At 45.6% G+C, this 17535-nt stretch carries 19 protein-coding genes and 1 riboswitch; of the genes, 4 read left to right on the top strand and 15 right to left on the bottom strand.

Translation table 11 applies throughout. The features are described from left to right. Positions 1-238 precede the first annotated feature (238 nt). A complete protein-coding gene (locus ACTRXH_RS00850; RefSeq protein WP_474262770.1) occupies positions 239-892 on the top strand; it encodes a TVP38/TMEM64 family protein in 654 nt (217 codons plus the stop codon). A gap of 75 nt (positions 893-967) precedes the next feature. On the opposite strand, the gene ACTRXH_RS00845 is transcribed toward ACTRXH_RS00850, so the two are convergent. Continuing rightward, complete coding sequence (locus ACTRXH_RS00845; RefSeq protein ID WP_474280077.1) at positions 968-2575, bottom strand: solute:sodium symporter family transporter; 1608 nt, start codon at positions 2573-2575, stop codon at positions 968-970. A gap of 230 nt (positions 2576-2805) precedes the next feature. Next, complete coding sequence (mbcS, locus tag ACTRXH_RS00840; RefSeq protein WP_474280075.1) at positions 2806-4395, bottom strand: acyl-CoA synthetase MbcS; 1590 nt, start codon at positions 4393-4395, stop codon at positions 2806-2808. A gap of 203 nt (positions 4396-4598) precedes the next feature. Here mbcS and ACTRXH_RS00835 point away from each other — a divergent pair, with 203 nt between their 5' ends. After that, positions 4599-4946, top strand: coding sequence for a hypothetical protein (locus ACTRXH_RS00835; RefSeq protein ID WP_474262774.1), 348 nt, complete (start codon positions 4599-4601; stop codon positions 4944-4946). A gap of 36 nt (positions 4947-4982) precedes the next feature. On the opposite strand, the gene ACTRXH_RS00830 is transcribed toward ACTRXH_RS00835, so the two are convergent. The 6 genes from ACTRXH_RS00830 to ACTRXH_RS00805 all read right to left on the bottom strand — a co-directional run bounded on the left by ACTRXH_RS00830 (position 4983) and on the right by ACTRXH_RS00805 (position 9708). Further along, positions 4983-5348, bottom strand: coding sequence for a Rieske (2Fe-2S) protein (locus ACTRXH_RS00830; RefSeq protein WP_474280073.1), 366 nt, complete (start codon positions 5346-5348; stop codon positions 4983-4985). Continuing rightward, positions 5348-6451 carry an amidohydrolase family protein gene (locus ACTRXH_RS00825; RefSeq protein ID WP_474280071.1) on the bottom strand — a complete coding sequence of 368 codons (1104 nt, stop codon included), beginning with the start codon at positions 6449-6451 and terminating at the stop codon, positions 5348-5350. Before ACTRXH_RS00825 ends, ACTRXH_RS00830 begins: the two co-directional genes overlap by 1 nt. Positions 6452-6683: 232 nt before the next feature. Next, complete coding sequence (locus ACTRXH_RS00820) at positions 6684-7007, bottom strand: cupin domain-containing protein (protein WP_474280069.1); 324 nt, start codon at positions 7005-7007, stop codon at positions 6684-6686. 98 nt (positions 7008-7105) lie between these two features. Beyond that, complete coding sequence (hmpA, locus tag ACTRXH_RS00815) at positions 7106-8320, bottom strand: NO-inducible flavohemoprotein (protein WP_474262780.1); 1215 nt, start codon at positions 8318-8320, stop codon at positions 7106-7108. Positions 8321-8613: 293 nt separating this feature from the next. Then, positions 8614-8988, bottom strand: a complete 375-nt coding sequence (locus ACTRXH_RS00810) for a DUF488 domain-containing protein (RefSeq protein WP_462868950.1) — start codon at positions 8986-8988, stop codon at positions 8614-8616. An 18-nt stretch (positions 8989-9006) separates the two neighbouring features. Then, a complete protein-coding gene (locus ACTRXH_RS00805; RefSeq protein ID WP_474280067.1) occupies positions 9007-9708 on the bottom strand; it encodes an aspartate/glutamate racemase family protein in 702 nt (233 codons plus the stop codon). A 171-nt stretch (positions 9709-9879) separates the two neighbouring features. Here ACTRXH_RS00805 and ACTRXH_RS00800 point away from each other — a divergent pair, with 171 nt between their 5' ends. Next, positions 9880-10332 (top strand): flavodoxin domain-containing protein, encoded by a 453-nt coding sequence (locus ACTRXH_RS00800; protein ID WP_474262787.1) that lies wholly within the window; start codon positions 9880-9882, stop codon positions 10330-10332. A gap of 67 nt (positions 10333-10399) precedes the next feature. On the opposite strand, the gene ACTRXH_RS00795 is transcribed toward ACTRXH_RS00800, so the two are convergent. From ACTRXH_RS00795 to ACTRXH_RS00770, 6 genes are all read right to left on the bottom strand, one after another. Continuing rightward, positions 10400-11158, bottom strand: a complete 759-nt coding sequence (locus ACTRXH_RS00795; RefSeq protein ID WP_474280065.1) for an energy-coupling factor transporter transmembrane component T family protein — start codon at positions 11156-11158, stop codon at positions 10400-10402. Further along, positions 11151-12815 carry an ABC transporter ATP-binding protein gene (locus ACTRXH_RS00790; protein WP_474280063.1) on the bottom strand — a complete coding sequence of 555 codons (1665 nt, stop codon included), beginning with the start codon at positions 12813-12815 and terminating at the stop codon, positions 11151-11153. The genes ACTRXH_RS00795 and ACTRXH_RS00790 overlap by 8 nt, the downstream gene beginning before the upstream one ends. Beyond that, positions 12812-13405, bottom strand: a complete 594-nt coding sequence (locus tag ACTRXH_RS00785; RefSeq protein WP_474280061.1) for an ECF transporter S component — start codon at positions 13403-13405, stop codon at positions 12812-12814. Before ACTRXH_RS00785 ends, ACTRXH_RS00790 begins: the two co-directional genes overlap by 4 nt. Further along, positions 13405-14100, bottom strand: coding sequence for a thiaminase II (gene tenA / locus ACTRXH_RS00780; RefSeq protein WP_474280059.1), 696 nt, complete (start codon positions 14098-14100; stop codon positions 13405-13407). The genes ACTRXH_RS00785 and tenA overlap by 1 nt, the downstream gene beginning before the upstream one ends. 137 nt (positions 14101-14237) lie before the next feature. Then, positions 14238-14341, bottom strand: a riboswitch (TPP riboswitch). A 134-nt stretch (positions 14342-14475) separates the two neighbouring features. Continuing rightward, the gene (locus ACTRXH_RS00775; protein WP_474262797.1) at positions 14476-15036 is read right to left on the bottom strand and encodes an NADPH-dependent FMN reductase; all 561 of its coding nucleotides are present in this window, start codon (positions 15034-15036) and stop codon (positions 14476-14478) included. A 64-nt stretch (positions 15037-15100) separates the two neighbouring features. Continuing rightward, on the bottom strand, positions 15101-16405 hold the full coding sequence (locus ACTRXH_RS00770; protein WP_474280056.1) for a DUF2254 domain-containing protein: 1305 nt from the start codon (positions 16403-16405) through the stop codon (positions 15101-15103). A gap of 117 nt (positions 16406-16522) precedes the next feature. Between ACTRXH_RS00770 and map the strand changes: the two genes are divergently transcribed. Continuing rightward, on the top strand, positions 16523-17278 hold the full coding sequence (gene map, locus ACTRXH_RS00765; RefSeq protein WP_474280054.1) for a type I methionyl aminopeptidase: 756 nt from the start codon (positions 16523-16525) through the stop codon (positions 17276-17278). 42 nt (positions 17279-17320) lie between these two features. Here map and ACTRXH_RS00760 read toward each other — a convergent pair whose 3' ends face one another. Beyond that, positions 17321-17482: a YuzK family famiily protein gene (locus ACTRXH_RS00760; RefSeq protein WP_176967731.1), complete on the bottom strand. Its 162-nt coding sequence runs from the start codon at positions 17480-17482 to the stop codon at positions 17321-17323. Between the last annotated feature and the right edge of the window lie 53 nt (positions 17483-17535).

The raw sequence follows: 17535 nt of genomic DNA, 5'->3' as shown, positions 1-17535 counted from the left end.
TCATCCTCTCCTGTTTTTATGTTTATATGGCCGTTTTACTGGATTTCCCTTCTGGGGCTTCATGTATGCGTTATTTTAATAATTCATATATTGCTTTTCATTAATTGTCGTTGGTATGCATCCCCGCATGTTAAGCTGAAATAGTCTAAATTCGCAAAACAATCCCGCCCTAGACGCTTGTTTCACAAAAATTAACCTGTATAAACTGCCCCGCTTCTGCAGCCAAAGGAGGGAAAATGTGCGCTCAAGTATAAATATTATCAAAGGCTTTTTATTTATTGCTGCTTTGATCGGGCTGTACTACCTTTTCAACATCAGACTGAGCATTCGTCCAACCGAGATTCAGAACTTCATCACTTCGTTCGGATGGATTTCGCCTTTCGTTTTTCTACTTGCCTACACGCTGGGCCCTTTTATTTATTTTCCTTCCTCCCTTTTGTCCATTACTGCAAGTATCACTTACGGCATATGGCCTGGAGTACTTTATATATGGACAGGCGCCCTTGGCGGAGCAACGAGCGGGTATTTTATCGGACGTTTTATGGGAAAAACCATATTCAGCAAACATCAGATCCCCTGGAACCCCAGAATGAAATATTTGATGGAAAACCGTGGTTTTTTTGTAGTACTGGTGCTCCGTCTCGTCCCGCTGATGGGGTTCAGTATGCTAAGCTATTTGTCCGGTTTTTCTAAAATTAAATATTCGCATTTCATTTCCGCCACCATGATCGGTATCCTCCCCGGGATGATGATGTATGGCACGTTTGGGCAAAGTATTGTCTCCGGCAGCCGCCTTCTGCTTTGGATTGCCCTCGCTCTTCTTCTCATTTTGAGTACTGCCGGGTTTTTCCTCCGTAAGAAAATCAAAAGATGGCTCGGTATGCAGCCATGAAAAGGATGCTTAGTCTCAACATAAAAAAGCTGCAGCACCTCCGTGGGCCACAGCTTTCTTAATATCTATTTTGTATTAACCGGCGAGGCCGATAGGAGAGAAAAGCAGGTAGGTTACTACCACAGTAATAATGATGACTGCGCTCACCCATTTTCTGTGCTTCCACGGAGTCATATCAACCTTGTTGATATTTTCCTGGAACTCAAACGGCCTGTCGAGCGGCTTCCACCGACTTACCAGCCATAGGACGAGAATGTCGACAAAGAACAACACGCTGAAGGCGTATAGATAATGATAGTCCATAAACAGCCAGAAAATACCGTACAGCACAACATGAGTAATAAATGTCACTTTTGCGGCAAAGGCGGTACCATACTTGAAATAGAATCCGAGTATGATAATGACGAGCAGCGGCATACTGTATAATCCATTAAACGATTGAACAACGTTGTAAAGACCCGACGGAGCAAACGAAATCAGCGGAGCAATTAAAATAGCAATTAAAGCTACAATTACTGTAATGAACTTACCAGCCCTCGCCACCTGTCTGTCGCTTGCATCTTTTTTGATTAGCGGCTTATAAAAGTCCAGCGTAAACAAAGTAGCGGTTGCGTTCAACGCACCGACAAATGAACTTAAAATAGCTCCAAAAATGACTGCTGCAAAAATTCCTTCCACCGACGGCGGCAGTACTTCAGTAACTAGACGCGGATACGCGTTATCTGCTGTTCTAAGTTCACCGCCAAACAGATTAAACGCAATAATTCCTGGAAATACGAGAAACAATGCGCCGAATATTTTAAAGAAGCCTACATATAAAGCACCCTTCTGGCTTTCCTTTAAGTTTCTTCCTGCCAGCGCTTTTTGTACGATCATCTGGTTTGTGCACCAGAAAAACAAGTTATTAAAAAACATTCCTAAAAAGAGCGTCGGCCACGGGACATAAGAAGAATCAATAGCGCCAATAGAGTTTAATTTTTCAGGTGTATTGGCCTGAATCGTTTCCATACCACGGAAAAAGTTACCATCACCTAAGGCCATAAGACCAAGAACAGGAATAGTAAGTCCCCCGAGTAAAAGAGCAATCCCATAGACGGTATCACTGAAAGCGCTTAACCTTAAACCACCCATCAACAGGTAAAGAAGGCCAATGAGGCCTGTTAATCCAGCAATAAAAGCTACAGCTGTTAAGGGCTCTACACCGAGCAGCTGGTCAACTGCAAAAATCTGGTTGAACACGAGTGAACCAGAGTACAATACCACAGGTAAAAAAGAGGTCATATAAGTGAAAATAAACAGAAAAGAAGCGATTCGTTTCGTTGTTTTATCGTATCTGGTTTCAATAAAATCTGTAACAGTATCCACACCGTATTTTAAGTATTTAGGGAGAAACACAAGTGCCAGTAATACAATCGCTATAGCTGAGGTTACCTCCCAGGCCATTACTTCCATACCGGAAGCGTAGCTTTGGCCGTTTTGCCCGACAATCTGTTCTGTGGACAAATTCGTCATAATAATTGTTCCGGCGATCGTAATACCCGTTAAACTTCTGCCGGCAAGAAAGTACCCTTCAGCGCTATCCGTTTTAACTGAGCGGCTTCGGGTAAAAGCAAAAAGCCAAATTGCCCCGACGATAATAATAAATGTAATAAGAGATAAAATAATAAGCCCCCCTTTAATCATATGCTTACACCGTATTTCTAAAATTGAAACAATTGCTACTATTTTTGTTTCAATTCGTTCCCCTCGGCGGGGTTGTTTTTATTCTAACCGAAAAAATCAGTAAGGTAAACGCTTTCCTAAAAATATTTTTACTTTTCCCTTATTTTTATATATTTACGAAACAGGTTTCGCAAATATATAAAACTGCCCTGCAGCATATGCTGCAGGGCAGTCAATTCAGGCTGTTTCAGCTATTGCTCTTTATTCGCCTTTGCGAGCTCCTGTTCGCGGAGTTCTACGCGGCGGATTTTTGCAGAGCTTGTCTTTGGCAGTGATTCAACAAACTCAATGCGGCGTGGATATTTATACGGAGCAGTCATTTCCTTTACGTGATTCTGCAGTTCCTTCGTTAAATCTTCTTCATTTTCCACCTGACCGTTAGGCACGATAAACGCCTTCACGACGTTGCCCCGGATATCATCCGGGCTCGCCACAGCGGCACATTCTTTGACAGATGGGTGTTTTGTAAGTGCATCCTCTACTTCAAACGGTCCGATCGTATACCCTGAACTGATAATAATGTCATCACTGCGTCCCTGGAACCAGTAATAATTATCTTCATCCTTCATTGCCCTGTCGCCAGTTAAAAAGTAATCACCCTGATAGGAATCACTGGTACGTTCCGGCTCTCTGTAATAGCCCTGAAACAGCGATGGAAGATTACGGTGCACAGCGATATTGCCAATTTCATTAGCCTTCGCAGGATTTCCGTCTTCATCCACTATCTCAATAAACTGTTCGATCATTGGTTTGCCCATGGAACCTATTTTTTCAGGAACGCCCTTTAACGTTCCGATAAGCAGCGTGCTTTCTGTCTGACCGTAACCGTCGCGAACTGGCAAATTAAACTTGTCACGGAACACTTGAATGACCTCTTCATTCAAAGGCTCTCCTGCAGATACTGCGCTGTGCATCGCTGAAAGATCATACTTTTCGAGACCTTCAATTTTAGCCATCAGCCGGTACTCTGTCGGCGTGCAGCAAAGCACATTTACTTTTTCATCCTGAAGCAGCTGCAGATACGTCTCCGGATCAAAACGGCCGTTGTAGGCAAACCCGGTGGCACCCTGGCCGAGTACAGATAAAAACGGGCTCCAGACCCATTTCTGCCAGCCTGGTCCGGCGGTAGCCCATACAACATCATTTTCGTGAATGTCGAGCCACTCATCTGCCGCTACCCGCAGATGAGCATATGCCCATCCATGACTGTGCACGACAGCTTTGGGTTTACCTGTCGTTCCTGAAGTGTACGGAAGAAAGGCAGTGTCATCACGGTGGGTCTGTACAATATTAAAGCTTTGGGACTCTTCTGCTGCCATCGTTTCAATCTCTTTCCATCCTTCTTTACTTCCCCCGATCATCAGCTTATGCTCGAGTGTCTCCGGCACAGGATCCATCCGGTCAATTTCCTCTGCGTACGGAGCATACGAAATAATCGCGCGGGAACCGGAATGTTCGGCCCGATACTTAATATCGTCCGCCCGGAGCATTTCTGACGAAGGAATAATCACAAGACCTGCTTTCAGGCACGCGTAATAAGTAACATAGGCTTCCACGAGACGTGGCACCATGACAAGCACTTTGTCTCCTTTGGAAAGTCCAAGGCCGGTTAGGACGTTGGCGTACTGATTGGCCTGCTGGATCAGTTCGTGATATGTAACCTCGCGGCGGCTGCCTTTATCGTCCTGCCATTTCAATGCCAGACGGTCTGAATCATAGCGTTCCATTTCTTCGATTAAATTGTAGGTTTCATTTGGTGTCAGCTGATTTGCATCAATCATAATCACATATCTCCCTTACCACTATTTTATCTTTTTCTATCATATGTCCCACAGCAGTGTATGTCTACTTATACGCCTAAAGAAATCTGATTATTTCAATTACAATTTCATCTTTTTTTTATGTTTGTGGAAAGAAGGAAACGGTTATAGCATGAGAGGAACGTTTTTGTACGGTAACTATCATTGATTTGGAAGTAGAAAGGATGAATGACACGATGAACATTATTATCAGCAAACCTAATGAGGAAATTGAAGTCCGCGAAGTAGAGGGACAAAATGATATCTACAGTATCATGGGCAATGACGCCATCATGCTCGAAATGATTCCGGAGCTTGATATTTATGCGCTTGCGAACGAAAATCAGTATGAAGAAGCAGATTATAAAGTAGAATCCAAGCAGTTCGGGGATCTTACGAATAAATACTCTCTTACCGGAACGTCCGTTATATTAACGTTAGACGCTGCCGGCAATTACGCTGAGTTGAACGATGAGCAGATTGAAGCTGTTCGCCAGCTGCAGGAAGTCCGCGGAGGCAATTTAAACAGCTAATCATTTTCCAATAAAATATCAATAAAAAAGAGAGGCTTAAGAGCCTCTCTTTAGTTCTACATATACATAGCTGTCTTCTACATAAGCAGAAAACTCTTTTAGTTTACCTTTTACCGGCGCAAGCGGCTTGCCGCTTTCCCGCAGATTGTATTCCCTTCCATGCCACGGGCACCGGACGATGTCTCCTTCATGTCCAAATGAATATTCACCAGGTGCGGTGCTCATAGGAGCACCGTCAATTTTGCCTTTCGACATGCAGGCTCCCTGGTGAGGGCACCGGTCGATAAACGCCCTGACTTCTCCCTCGGACGTCCTACAGACAAAAACCGGGATATTATCCACGCTCCCCGGAATCATTTCCTGCTTTTCCAACTCCTCTTCCCTGCATATAACGGCTGCCATCAGACATCACCCCGAGCCGACAGTTTCGGATAGAATTTTCTGGCATTTTCGCCGTAGATACGCTCAAGCACATCATCTTCAAGTCCTTTAGGCACGGCTTCATCCGGTGAATCGTAATCCCAGTGCGGGTAATCCGTACTAAAACAGATGATTTCATCGGTCCCCATCTGCTCTACTAAGAGATTCCATTCTTTTTTGCTCATTTCTTCAAGCGGCTGGGTCGTAAATGCCATCCGGTTTTTTATCGTATCACTCGGCATCGTTGTTACCCACGGCACTTCGTGGCGAAGATCCTTAAACTGCTGATCAAGTTTCTTCATTAAAAATGGCACGTACGTGAAGCCGCCCTCAATCATCATCAGCTTCAGGTTTGGATATTTCTCAAACACCCCGTTGAAAATCATGCTCGTAATCTGTGCCATGTGGGAAGTTGCAATTAAAGAATGCCATTCAATAAAGTATCTTGGCCATTTGCCGAGCGGGGCAGGCGGTTCGTTATGGTGCATGCCGATCATCAGGTCATGGCGCTCAGCCGCTTCGAATATTGGATGGTAGTAAGGATCCCCCCATGCAATATCATCAATAGGCAAAAGCACCTGAATCATTTTTGGGTGAGAGCCTACGCGTTCGATTTCTTTCACTGCGTTCGCTACTTCCTGGGCTGCAATGTGAACGGAGCCGTACAGGCGGCTGTCTTTATCAAGCCAGTCATTGATCTGCCAGTCGTTATAGGCACTGGCAAGGGCCGTGGCCATTTCGTACCATCCGTGCATGGAAGACGGGGATGGATCAAGTGCTCCGGTTAAAATACCGAATTCGTGATTGTTGGCATCAAGCAGCTGCTCCTGCATAAACGGAAGGCTTGTGCCCGCTGGTTTTCCGTCCGGCGTTTTTGCGTCGGCCCGGTCCACTCCAGCCACGGCGGGCTGAGTAAATGGCATATGTTTTTCCTGCTGCCAGTGGCAGTCTTCAATATACCTTCTCCACGGCTGCTCTAAGTATGGAAACAAATCTTCATACATTACCCGTTCGTGAATATCAGTGTCGATCAGGCTGTACTTTTTTGTTCGGTTAGTTTTAGCTTCATTGTTTAAAGTCTGCATAAATCAGCATCCTTCCTTTCATCTGCTTTCTAACCGTACCAGATTCGTCCTGGAATAAACAAAGCTCCCTAGAAGTCGTCCGCCTCTGTAAGCTGTGACAGTGAATGTCAGTGAGCATCAGTGAACGTCAGTAGCAGTTTTTCAGTATCTAACGATTTACTTACTAATCTGCTACCTATCACTGGCAGGAAGGATACTAATATTTATTGCAGAGATAATTTTTTGGCAGATGCTAATTTTCTTCGATATATACTAGTGTGACATATATGCTCAAATTGGAATCACTGTTATTTTCAAACCCTATTTTTTCTGTTGGCCCGCATTGAATAAGGTCACCCTCCCTCACGGGGAAATTCTCATCCTCTGTATAACAGAGCCCTTCCCCGCTCACGACTAATGCAAATGTTTGAGTGAAGGGATGATCATGGAGAGGAAGGCTTTGACCAGGCGAAAAATTAAATACCACAGCTTTGCAGTTGTTCTTTTTAAAAACAACTTCATTTGCCATTCGGTCTTCGCCGAAAGGAGCTAATTGTGTAAGACTCTGGATTTTCATATTTTTCATCCTTTCTTCTATTAAATTTAAAAACAGCTGAGGCATATCTATTTAGATTCTGCCGCAGCTGCTGAACCAGTTTTATCTCTGGGTTTTAATTATTCAATCGTGCTTTCCGGCCCGAAAACTTCATAATGGCGACGTTCTGCCGGTACTCCTCTATCCTTTAAAATTCCGTTAACTACTTGCATAAAAGGCGTCGGACCACAGAAATAAAAATCTGCCTGTTCGTCAGGAAGGACGGTTTCCAGCCACGGGGCATCAATATACCCTTCTTTATCAAACATTTCGTTCGAACGGTCTTCCTCTGTCGGTTCGGAATAACAGGTATAGGCCTCAATGTTTGAATACGTATCTGCGAGCTGCTCCACATGTGCTTTCATGGCATGAACCTTACTGCTGTCAGCGGCATGAATAAACGTTACGTTTCGTTTCGTATCTTCCTGCACGAGTGTATTCAGCATACTCATCATCGGGGTTACTCCGACGCCGCCGCTGATTAGTACAATTGGCATTTCCTCTGTTTCCATCACAAACTCTCCTGCCGGTGCTGCGAACAGCAGTACATCTCCTTCTTTTACGTCCCGGTGCAGATAATTCGACACAATACCGGCCGGGTTTCCGTCCTCGGGGTCCTCACGCTTTACGCTGATCCGGTAAAAATTTTCATTCGGAGCATCCGATAGACTGTAATGGCGCATATGGGTATAGGGTTCTCCTTCAATGTCTGCCTGCAGCGTTAAATACTGTCCCGGCTGCTGCGGTATAATCGCTCCACCGTCCTGCGGCTTTAAGTAAAATGAAGTGATAACATCGCTCTCCGGTACTTTTTCTGCTACATAAAACGGACGGTAGCCTGTCCACCCGCCGCGGGCGGCCTCTACTTCTTCGTACTTGACTGCTTCTTTTTGAATAAAGATATCGGCAAGCGCGTGATACGCTTCTCCCCAGGCATCCAGGATCTCCGGAGTTGCTGCGTCTCCGAGCACTTCCTCCACCGCTTCGAGCAGTGTTTCCCCTACTAACCCATAATGCTCCGGCCTGACATCCAGGGCCCGGTGTTTTTCCGCTATGCGTTCAATAGTAGGCCGAAGCTCTTCCAGGCGGTCAATATTCGCTCCTGCCTGGTAGACAGAATAAGCAAGAGCTTCCGGCTGTACGCCTGTTTCCTGGTTCGTCTGGTTAAACATATTCCGCAGTTCGGGTGCTTTTTCAAATAACATTTCATAAAAACGGTTGCCGATGGCAGCGGCGTTGGCCTGAATAGCCGGAGCTGTTGCTTTTACAGTTTCAATCGTTTGCGGTGCAAGCATCAAATTCCTCCAATGAAAACGTTTTTAATTTCTACAAAAAGTGTATTATAAATACATATTTAAATCTATACTTTTAGAAATACTTCATTAAACGTTCACATTCAGCTTTTATATACAAAATAACTCCGTTTCCACCTGGAAACGGAGTACTGTATATTTATTTGGCGCATTCAAAGCAGTACAGCCGGCCGTACTCATGAACCCCTTCCATAAAGCCGTCCCGGCAGTAAATTTCTTTACCGCATTCACTGCATTGGCCCAGATACTCCTCCATCGTTGTCACCTCTTCTTCGTTAAGAATCCTTCGGCTGACGGTCAAGAATTTCTTTTAAGACACGGGCATGATTATACGTTTCTTCCTTCGCGGCAAACACGAGCGTCAACTGCTTATTCTGCTCACGTACGTTCTTTTTTAACTGATCGAGAGCTTCAGTCTGTTCGTTATTCTGTTGAAGCTCCTGCTTATACTTCTCTTTGAATTCGTCAAATTTCTCCGGATCGTGGGAGAACCATTGCCGCAGCTCTTTTGAAGGAGCAACGTCCCTGCTCCATTCATCCACTTTAGCTTTTTCCTTTGCTATTCCCCTCGGCCACACGCCGTCGACTAAAATCCGATACCCGTCTTTTTCCTCCGGGTCTTCATAAATTCTTTTCAATTGAATGGCCATTGTTGCCCTCCTTCTGCTTTATTTTTCTTCAAACATAAAGTCTACGACCTTGTTTACGTGCACCTGCATTGTATCTAAAAACGGAATCGAAAAATCTTCTTCAGAAAGAATCATCGGCAGTTCAGTGCAGCCAAGAATCAAGGTATCAAGCCCATGTTGTTCGATCATTTCCCCGGTGATCCGCTCAAATTCTTTTTTCGTCTCAGGATTTACGATACCATTTTCGAGCTCACTGACAATTTTTTCGTGTAAATACTGCTGTGTACTTTCAACTGGCACATAAATATTCTTTCCATTCGCTTCGAACGGCTTCTTAAAAAAATTCTTTTCCATCGTAAACTTTGTGCCCAGCAGCCCAATGTTTTCGGCGCCCTGATTTTCTGCTGCTTCCACCGCGGCGTCCACGATGCTGAGCATCGGCACCTCGACCTGCTTCTGCACTTCATCGAATACAAGGTGCGGAGTGTTGGCTGCAATAATGATTCCATCAACGTCGAGCAGTTCAAGCTTACGGGCAGCGTTGCCCAGATATTCGATCAGATCGTCCATTCGTTCTTCCGAAATATACGTAAAAATGTTGTACATATTAATGCTATTAATGTACAATTCCGGAAGCACCTGAAGACTATTCTTCTTTTCCTGATACTTTTTAATGATGGATTGATAATATTCCACTGTCGATTCCGGACCGAGGCCGCCGATAATACCTATCTGTTTCATTTTTTCTCCTCCTTCATTAAAGCGTTAATATATATTACCAATATATATTTTAACACATTTAGTGTGCACCTCTATTCACCAGGATGATTGCACAATCCGGCCGCCGAATATATAATAAGTATATTAAATATGTATTTTATGCACGAGCCTATAAAAGAAAGGAATGGACATATGCGAATACTTTTGTTCTATTCCACAATGACTGGAAATACTGAAGACATGGCTATTGATACGGAAGAAGAGCTCATCAACCGCGGGCACGAAGTAGAGCTGATGGATATGATCGCCGATGGCCTTCCAAACGAAGACCCCCTCCCTCACGATCTGCTCATTATGGGTACGTATACGTGGGGTGAAGGTGATATCCCCGAAGAAACGGAAGATTTTCTTGAAGATCTTTTCGCCTATGATATTTCCGGCCTTTCGATTTCCATCTTCGGCTCCGGGGATCACGCGTATGAAAACTTCGCCGGAGCTGTGGATGAGATGATCGAGGAATTCCGCAAACATGGACATAAGGGTGAGATTCCCACCATGAAAGTCGATGTGGATGAAATGGATAACATTGCTGAAGATATTAAAAGCTATGTCGACAGCATCGAAGAAAAGTTTTTAGTGAAATAATGGTCAGCACGAATAACCCCGGGGCCGTGAGCCTCCGGGGTTACCTTTAATTAATACAGCTGATCTGTCACGGCATTGGCATAAGAAAAACAAAAATCATAAACAATATAAACCCGGCACTGAACCATATGTCCGTTTTTTTATAATTCATCTGTACGTATTCCGTTCTTTCTCTGGAGCCGTCAAACCCTTTCGATTCCATTGCGAGCGCTGTTCTTTCTGCCTTTCGTACAGCCCCTGCCATCAATGGCACGGCCATCTCTTTCCACTCCCGCATTTTAGGCTTTTTGCCCATCCCTCTGATTTGCCGGGCTCTCCGGATAATCGCCAGTTCCTCCCGCAGTTGGGGGAGAAAACGGTAGGCGGCCATCATTCCATAACCAATATTTGGAGGCATATGCCATTTTTGTATCAGGCTTATCACTAAACTCACGGGAGAGGTAGTGAGAACAAAAAGAAGCGACCAGGAGGCAAACACCATTGCCCGCAAACCGAGCGAGATCCCTGTTTGAATATTTTCAAGAGCAACCGGCATTTGGAATACGTAGAAAAGAACTGTGGGTCCTCTTTCGTCAGGAAAAACAACCTGAAGCCATATAAAGCTGAACCCAAAGAGCCCAAATGGAAGCATAAGTACGAGCAGCAGCTTTAACGGCACTTTTCCCAAAAAGGCGACGGCAGCAACCGTTAACAGCAAAACGGCAAGCGGGCGCCAAATATCATAAACGAAAATCATGCAGAAAAATACGGTGAAAAGACTTATCAGCTTCAGCGTTGGATGTACGTGCTGCAAAAAAGCGTTCCGAGTCTGGATTTCTTCAAGCATGGCTTACTGCTTTCTTTTTCTTTAAGCTCATAAGCTTTACTACCGGCGGGCGGACACCGATTTTAGCTAAATCCATACTCCCACTGAAAAATGCTTCCACGCCGTCATCACAGGCAAGTGTTCGTTCCGCCAGCGCCAAAACCCGTCCAGCTTTTGTATAGACCAGATCCATATCATGCGTCAGCCAGAGAACCGCTTTTCCACGTCGCCGGCACTGCTCAAGCACTTCAAATAAAGCATCGGTATTTCGCTTATCAAGACCAAACGCCGGCTCATCCAAAATTAATATGGACTGGTTGTTCGTTACCATGACTGCCACCGAAAGGCGCCTTTTTTCTCCCTGGCTGAGCTGAAATGGATGATTCTTTCGAATATGTCCGAGCTGAAATTGAATCAGCAGTTCATTTGTCTGCTGATCAATATCTTTCTCGCACCACCCTTCCATTTCCATTCCGTATCGTATTTCTTTTTCCACGGTTTGTGCTACAAACTGATGCTCGGGTTGCTGAAAAACAATTCCGAAGGTTTTAGCAATTTCGTACGGCTTCAGACTGGCAATATCTTCTCCGTTAACATATATAGAGCCGCTTTTAAGAGATTCCCATCCAGTGAGGACACGTGCGAGCGTGCTCTTTCCTGCTCCGTTTGCACCGACTAGAGCAGTCATTTCCCCGGGGTACAGGGAAAAAGATACGTTTTCGAAAACCGTTTGCTCGCCATAGGCAAAGGCCGCCTGCTTCACCTCCAGAACAGGTGGTTCAAGTGAAGGATCACTTACCTTTTTCGGCTGCGGCAGAGATGCAAGAACTGCTGCAGCGGAATAATCCGCTGCAAACCTCTCCCATTCCAATAAAGTAATGGGAAGAGCGGATTTGGGATCCTCTGACTTTTTCAGTAATTTCTTTCCGGCTTCTGCAGGAGCCGGCAGCCATACTCCTTCTGCTTCGAGTACAGCTGCATGAGAATTGAATATACGTGCCGGGCTTCCATCCGCAGACACCTGGCCATCGTGGTTCAATACGATCACCCGGTCTACCCACTCCATTACTTCATTTAATTGATGCTCAATCAAAACCAGTGTTTTATCACTATCTGCTGCAATGCGGCCAAGAAGCGAAGCCACTGCTTGCCGGCTTACCGGATCGAGCTGGGAGAGCGGTTCATCCAGAATCCATATCCGCGGATTCACAGCAGCTAAACAGGAAACAGCTATTTTTTGCTTCATCCCGCCGGACAGTGTGTCGATACGGGCATCAATGCAGTGAAGCATATCTGTAAATTGTAAGGCTTCGTGTATGCGGGCCTCGATATCACCTGCAGGCACCCGCAGATTTTCAAGCGTGAATACAAGCTCTTCCCGCACGGTCGGCATGCAGAACTGGGTATCCGGATCCTGGAACAAAAGCGCCGCCTGCCTGGCGGCCTCCGTAATACTTTTCACCGCCGGATTTTCCCCAAACACGCTCAGACCGCCCGAAACCTGCGCCTCCACAGAACGCGGAAGAATTCCCTGGATAGCGAGAGCAAGCGTACTTTTGCCTGAACCGCTCGGACCGAGCAGCAGCACGTTTTCCCCAGTACATATTTCTGCTGAAAAACCTTCTATCGAAGGCTTAGCAAAAGGGTACGCAATGGTCAATTTGTCTGCGTAAATCATACAGCATCCCTCTGCTGGCCGAGACGGTATTGACGGCCAAGGGCAAAGCGGTCAAGCACTCCAGTCTTTACCAGCGCATCCGCAAAGCTTTTCCCTGCCCATCCGGCTAAAAGAGCGCCGCTTATAAGCATTGTTACCAGCATAAATACAACAACAGAACCTGCGTACTGGCTGAATCCATAAAGGGCATACTGGGTTAAAAATGCAGCAAACGTTCCGGCCGACCCGGCAAGCATTAATACTGGCAGACGGAACACCCGGTAGAAAAACAGAGCGAAAATCAATTCTGCAGCGAGCCCCTGGGTGAAGCCGAGCACGAGCACTGCTCCTGCACTGACAGACCCCGCCATAACTTCAGTGCCAGCCGCAATAAGCTCTGCAAGCAGCGCCGCTCCCGGTTTTTGAACGATATAGGCACAAATCACAGGCGCAAGGATCCAGAAGCCCGCCATCAGGCCTCCTCCAACTGGGCCGAAGATGCCGGTAACCATTTGTCCCAGCAGCACCCAAAGAAGATAAAGGACGCCGAGAACTGCTGAAATAAACGAGATGACGACAATATCCCGGAGGTTTAAGCGTTTGTTTATCATTAGACTTTTTCCCCGTCTGTTAACGTTCTGGCAAAGGGCCAGTCTTTTGCATAATAAGCGTCCTCAAAAAACATATACTCAAGCTGGCACCCTTCCATAAACAACGTCCGCCAGCGCTGTTTTTCTTCTTCTGTGGCTGTTTCTGCCAGTTCATCAAGGCGGTCAATATATTTATACATTTCCCTTTCCTCACGGTCCCCGTAAAAACGAATCCAGTCATTGAACGGATGGGTTTCGTCCGGCTGCACTTCCTCCATCAGCCTTTCACCCACATACAAATACACCCACGGGCAGGCAAGCGTTACCGCAATTACATCACCAAGTGTTCCTTTTTCGGCATGGTGCAGCATGTGAAGCACGTAATGCTGAGATACCGGAGCAAGCGCATAGCCCTGCAATTCCTCATAGCCCACGCCCGCCTGCTCACACAAATTATGATGCGGGTGCGTTTCGCTGTTTAAAACAAAATCAATGGTATCTTTAAACATAACCATGTCTTCTCTTGACGTACACTTTGTTACCCCAATTGCTTTTGCCTTGATCATGGCGTTTAAGTATTCAAAATCCTGCTTCACGTAATGGATAAGAGATGCTTTTGGGAGCTCCCCTTTCCCGATACCCTGTACAAACGGATTTCTCCAGCAGGCTTCAAAAATGTGCTCTGTGTCCTGCCATAAAAGCTCTGAAAATTTCATTGTAACTTCCTCCTTTAAATTAGGAGGGAACCACTACGGGCAGTCAGGACCAATGGGGCAAAAAAAGCCACTCCATTGGTGGAGTGGCTTAGAATAAACGTCCTCTATGGCAAAGCTTGTGCTTTTGAAATAGACGTATTCTGCCGTCTCCACTTTCCTACGCTGGCCTTAACCAGATCAGGTTCAAAGGGATTAAGGTTAGTCCTTATCTCAGCCGCTTTCGGCACCCCTAGTGGATTCCCTATTAAGTTGTCTACACTTTATCATATTATGTCAGGAAGTCAAAGGTGATTTTTATAATCCGCCTTCTCCCTCTGAGCAAAAATCTGCATTCAAAAACCCTGCAGGCCTATGCCAGCAGGGTTTTTCTGCATATTACGCGCGGTTCGCCACAGCCCGCGTTTCCTGATAAAAACGTTCGAATTCGGCTACGACATTATCAAGAAAATCAATCGTGCCCTGATCTGTTAAATCTCCGTTTTCATTCATTTTTTCATGGACGGCTCCGATCAGTACTTCATTTCCAGGCAGTACTTTTGCACTCATACCGGGAGCGCTCAGAATCTGGCGAAGATGCATCTGCGCTTTCACTGTGCCCAGGCCTCCAAGAGAAGCTCCTACAAGCATGGTTGGTTTGCCGGCAAAGTCGTAATCGACCCGGGAGTTCCAGTCAAGAGCATTTTTAAGCACGCCGGAAATCGAACCGTTATATTCCGGAGTGGCGATAAGCACGGCGTCCGCTTCACGTACAGAACGCTTGTATTCCTGCACATAGTCCGGAGCGTTGCTTTCCTCATCCTGATCATAGTGCGGAAGATCGCGGATATCTAAAATATCAATATCCATGATGTCACTGTAACGATCCTGCATGTACTCCACTAACTTTCCGTTAAATGATTCCTGGCGAATACTTCCTACGATAGCTGCTACTTTCATTTGAACTTTCATCCTTTCGTGTTGAACTTCATTTATATATCATACACGCACGTTACTGGCTGTTTCAAGTTATCTGCTTACTTTTTGTAAGTGCCTGATGCAGAGCTGTGTTCTTTTTCTGCACACGCTCCTCCCAGTATTCCCTGTCCCAGTCCGCAAGCTGTTCCGGAGCGACCGCCTGCTCCATGTAACGGGAAAATGAATCCACTTCCTTTAACACAGACGGATCTCCTGTTTTCACGAGCATCGTCAGTGCTTCCATGCAGGCTCCCATTACCGAAATATCTTCGTAACCGTACAATCTCACCTGATAAAAGCTTTTATATAAATACTCCCTAAAGGGTTTTACAGGCATGAATAACCGCAGCTCATTCTGATTGTCAGCGAAGTATTGGTCATTTTTGTGTTCATGGCTGAGTTCGGAAAGCAGTGCCCCAATACGGTTGATGCAGTTCGCTGCTGTGTGTGGATCATTGATTGCAGGCGAAATGGCCCGCAGCGCTATTTCTACAATTTTCTGCATGGAGAATTCGATGTCCTGAACATTGCTTCTCTCTTCTCCTACTAATAAAAAACTTCTCAATATTTTCGGGGATAAACTATGCTTTGACCAATAGCGAAATAAAGGCTCTCCCTGATGAACGTAGTCTCCTACCTGGAACAGGCATTCGACCACGGCTCCCTGCTGCCTGGTCCATTCAATCAGTTCAGGCATTTTCACCATATTGGTATACCCCGACCGTTCGGCATAAACGATTGCTTCTTCGTCATTTCGAAAATCATCGCTCCATTCGCTGAAGCTGTGCACCCCCGAATAAGTGTAGGCATCCCGGATCACCCTGGAGGCATCAGATCTTATATGGCTGATCAAATGATTCACCTGCAGCCACTGGGTGGAGTGATAAATAAAGATAATAAAAAAAGCCAGACAGCCAAGCGCCACAAGAACTGTCAGCATTGGCATCAAAATTTGGCTACTGCCTTCGCTCGAAAAAAGCAGCATATTTACCAGAGTAAATAATACCCCAAACGTAAATACCCCAAGTGTATGCTGCGTCGTCGGGCTTTTCATGAAATCCTGCAGAGCCCTTGGGGTAAACTGTGTGGCATACGTGGTCAGAACGACCATAATCGAAGAAAAACTTATGGTTGTCAACGTCAGCAATGCCGTCACTAATGCACTGTATAAAGAAGTAGCAGTGTTATTTTCCACGATCAGCATAGAAGGCATATTATTGTAAACAGGCCGCAGCACCTGCTGATCCATGATAGAAGCGCCTATTACTATTATTAAGCTAAGAATACCGTAGCATCCTGGAATAAACCAAAACTTGTCCCTGAGTTGTACATACCATTTCTGTTTTTTCATGATTTACCTCCATCTCTGTCCTGCAATCCCGCCATTATAAAGGAAATCCTCAAACAATGCATTTCTTATACGAATGTTTTACAATAGTATTTGATACTGAATAAAAGGAGACAAATGATGGTAACGTTAAAGACAGAACGAGAGATTGAGCTTATGCATGAAGCAGGAAAAATTCTTGCCGCCTGCCATAAAGAAATCGCCAAAATGGTCAAACCAGGCGTCACTACAAAACAAATTGACGATTTTGTCGAAAAATTTCTGGCAGAACGCGGCGCAACTCCTGAACAAAAAGGGTTTCAGGGATACAAATATGCCACCTGCGCCTCGGTAAACGATGAAATCTGCCATGGTTTCCCAAGATCCCGCCCTCTTGAAAACGGTGACCTCGTTACAATCGATATGGTTGTAAATTTAAACGGAGCCCTGGCGGATTCCGCCTGGACCTATGCGGTTGGGGAAGTAAGCAGTGAACTCGAACGGCTGATGGAGGTTACAGAAGCATCTTTATATAAAGGTATTGAACAGGCCAAAGTCGGCAACCGGATCGGTGATATCGGACATGCGATTCAAACATATGTCGAACATGAAGGCTTCTCGGTCGTCCGGGATTTTACCGGGCACGGCATCGGGCCCACTCTCCACGAAGACCCGCAAATCCCTCATTTCGGTGCCCCCGGCAAAGGCGGCCGCTTAAAGCCGGGCCATGTTATTACGATCGAGCCAATGGTTAACACTGGCGGCTGGCAGAGCAAAATGACCTCCAACGGGTGGACCGCCACTACCCGGGACGGAGGCCATTCCGCCCAGTATGAGCATACCATTGCGATCACAAAAGAAGGCCCGGTTATTTTAACGGGCCAGGAAAGCATATAAACGTCAAAAAGCGCGGCCTTTAGGGACCGCGCTTTTCATCACTTATAAATTTTCAATCTTATTGTCTTCATAGTCCTGCTGACGTGCTGCTTCGACCTGCATGATGTTTTCAATCGTGCGAACCGATTCCTCTACGCTCATGCTGTGAGACTGCTGCATCCCTTTGTCGATCATTTCAGTTGTGTTCAGTTGACTGTTTGTCAAAACAATAATGCCTCCTTTGAGTATGTTTACATAATAAACCATTTCCCAATACA

It is taken from the genome of Marinococcus sp. LNHM5E3-2.1 (assembly GCF_056034365.1).
The sequence above is the reverse complement of the archived record's forward strand: the minus strand, read 5'-3'. Positions and strand labels throughout refer to the sequence as shown.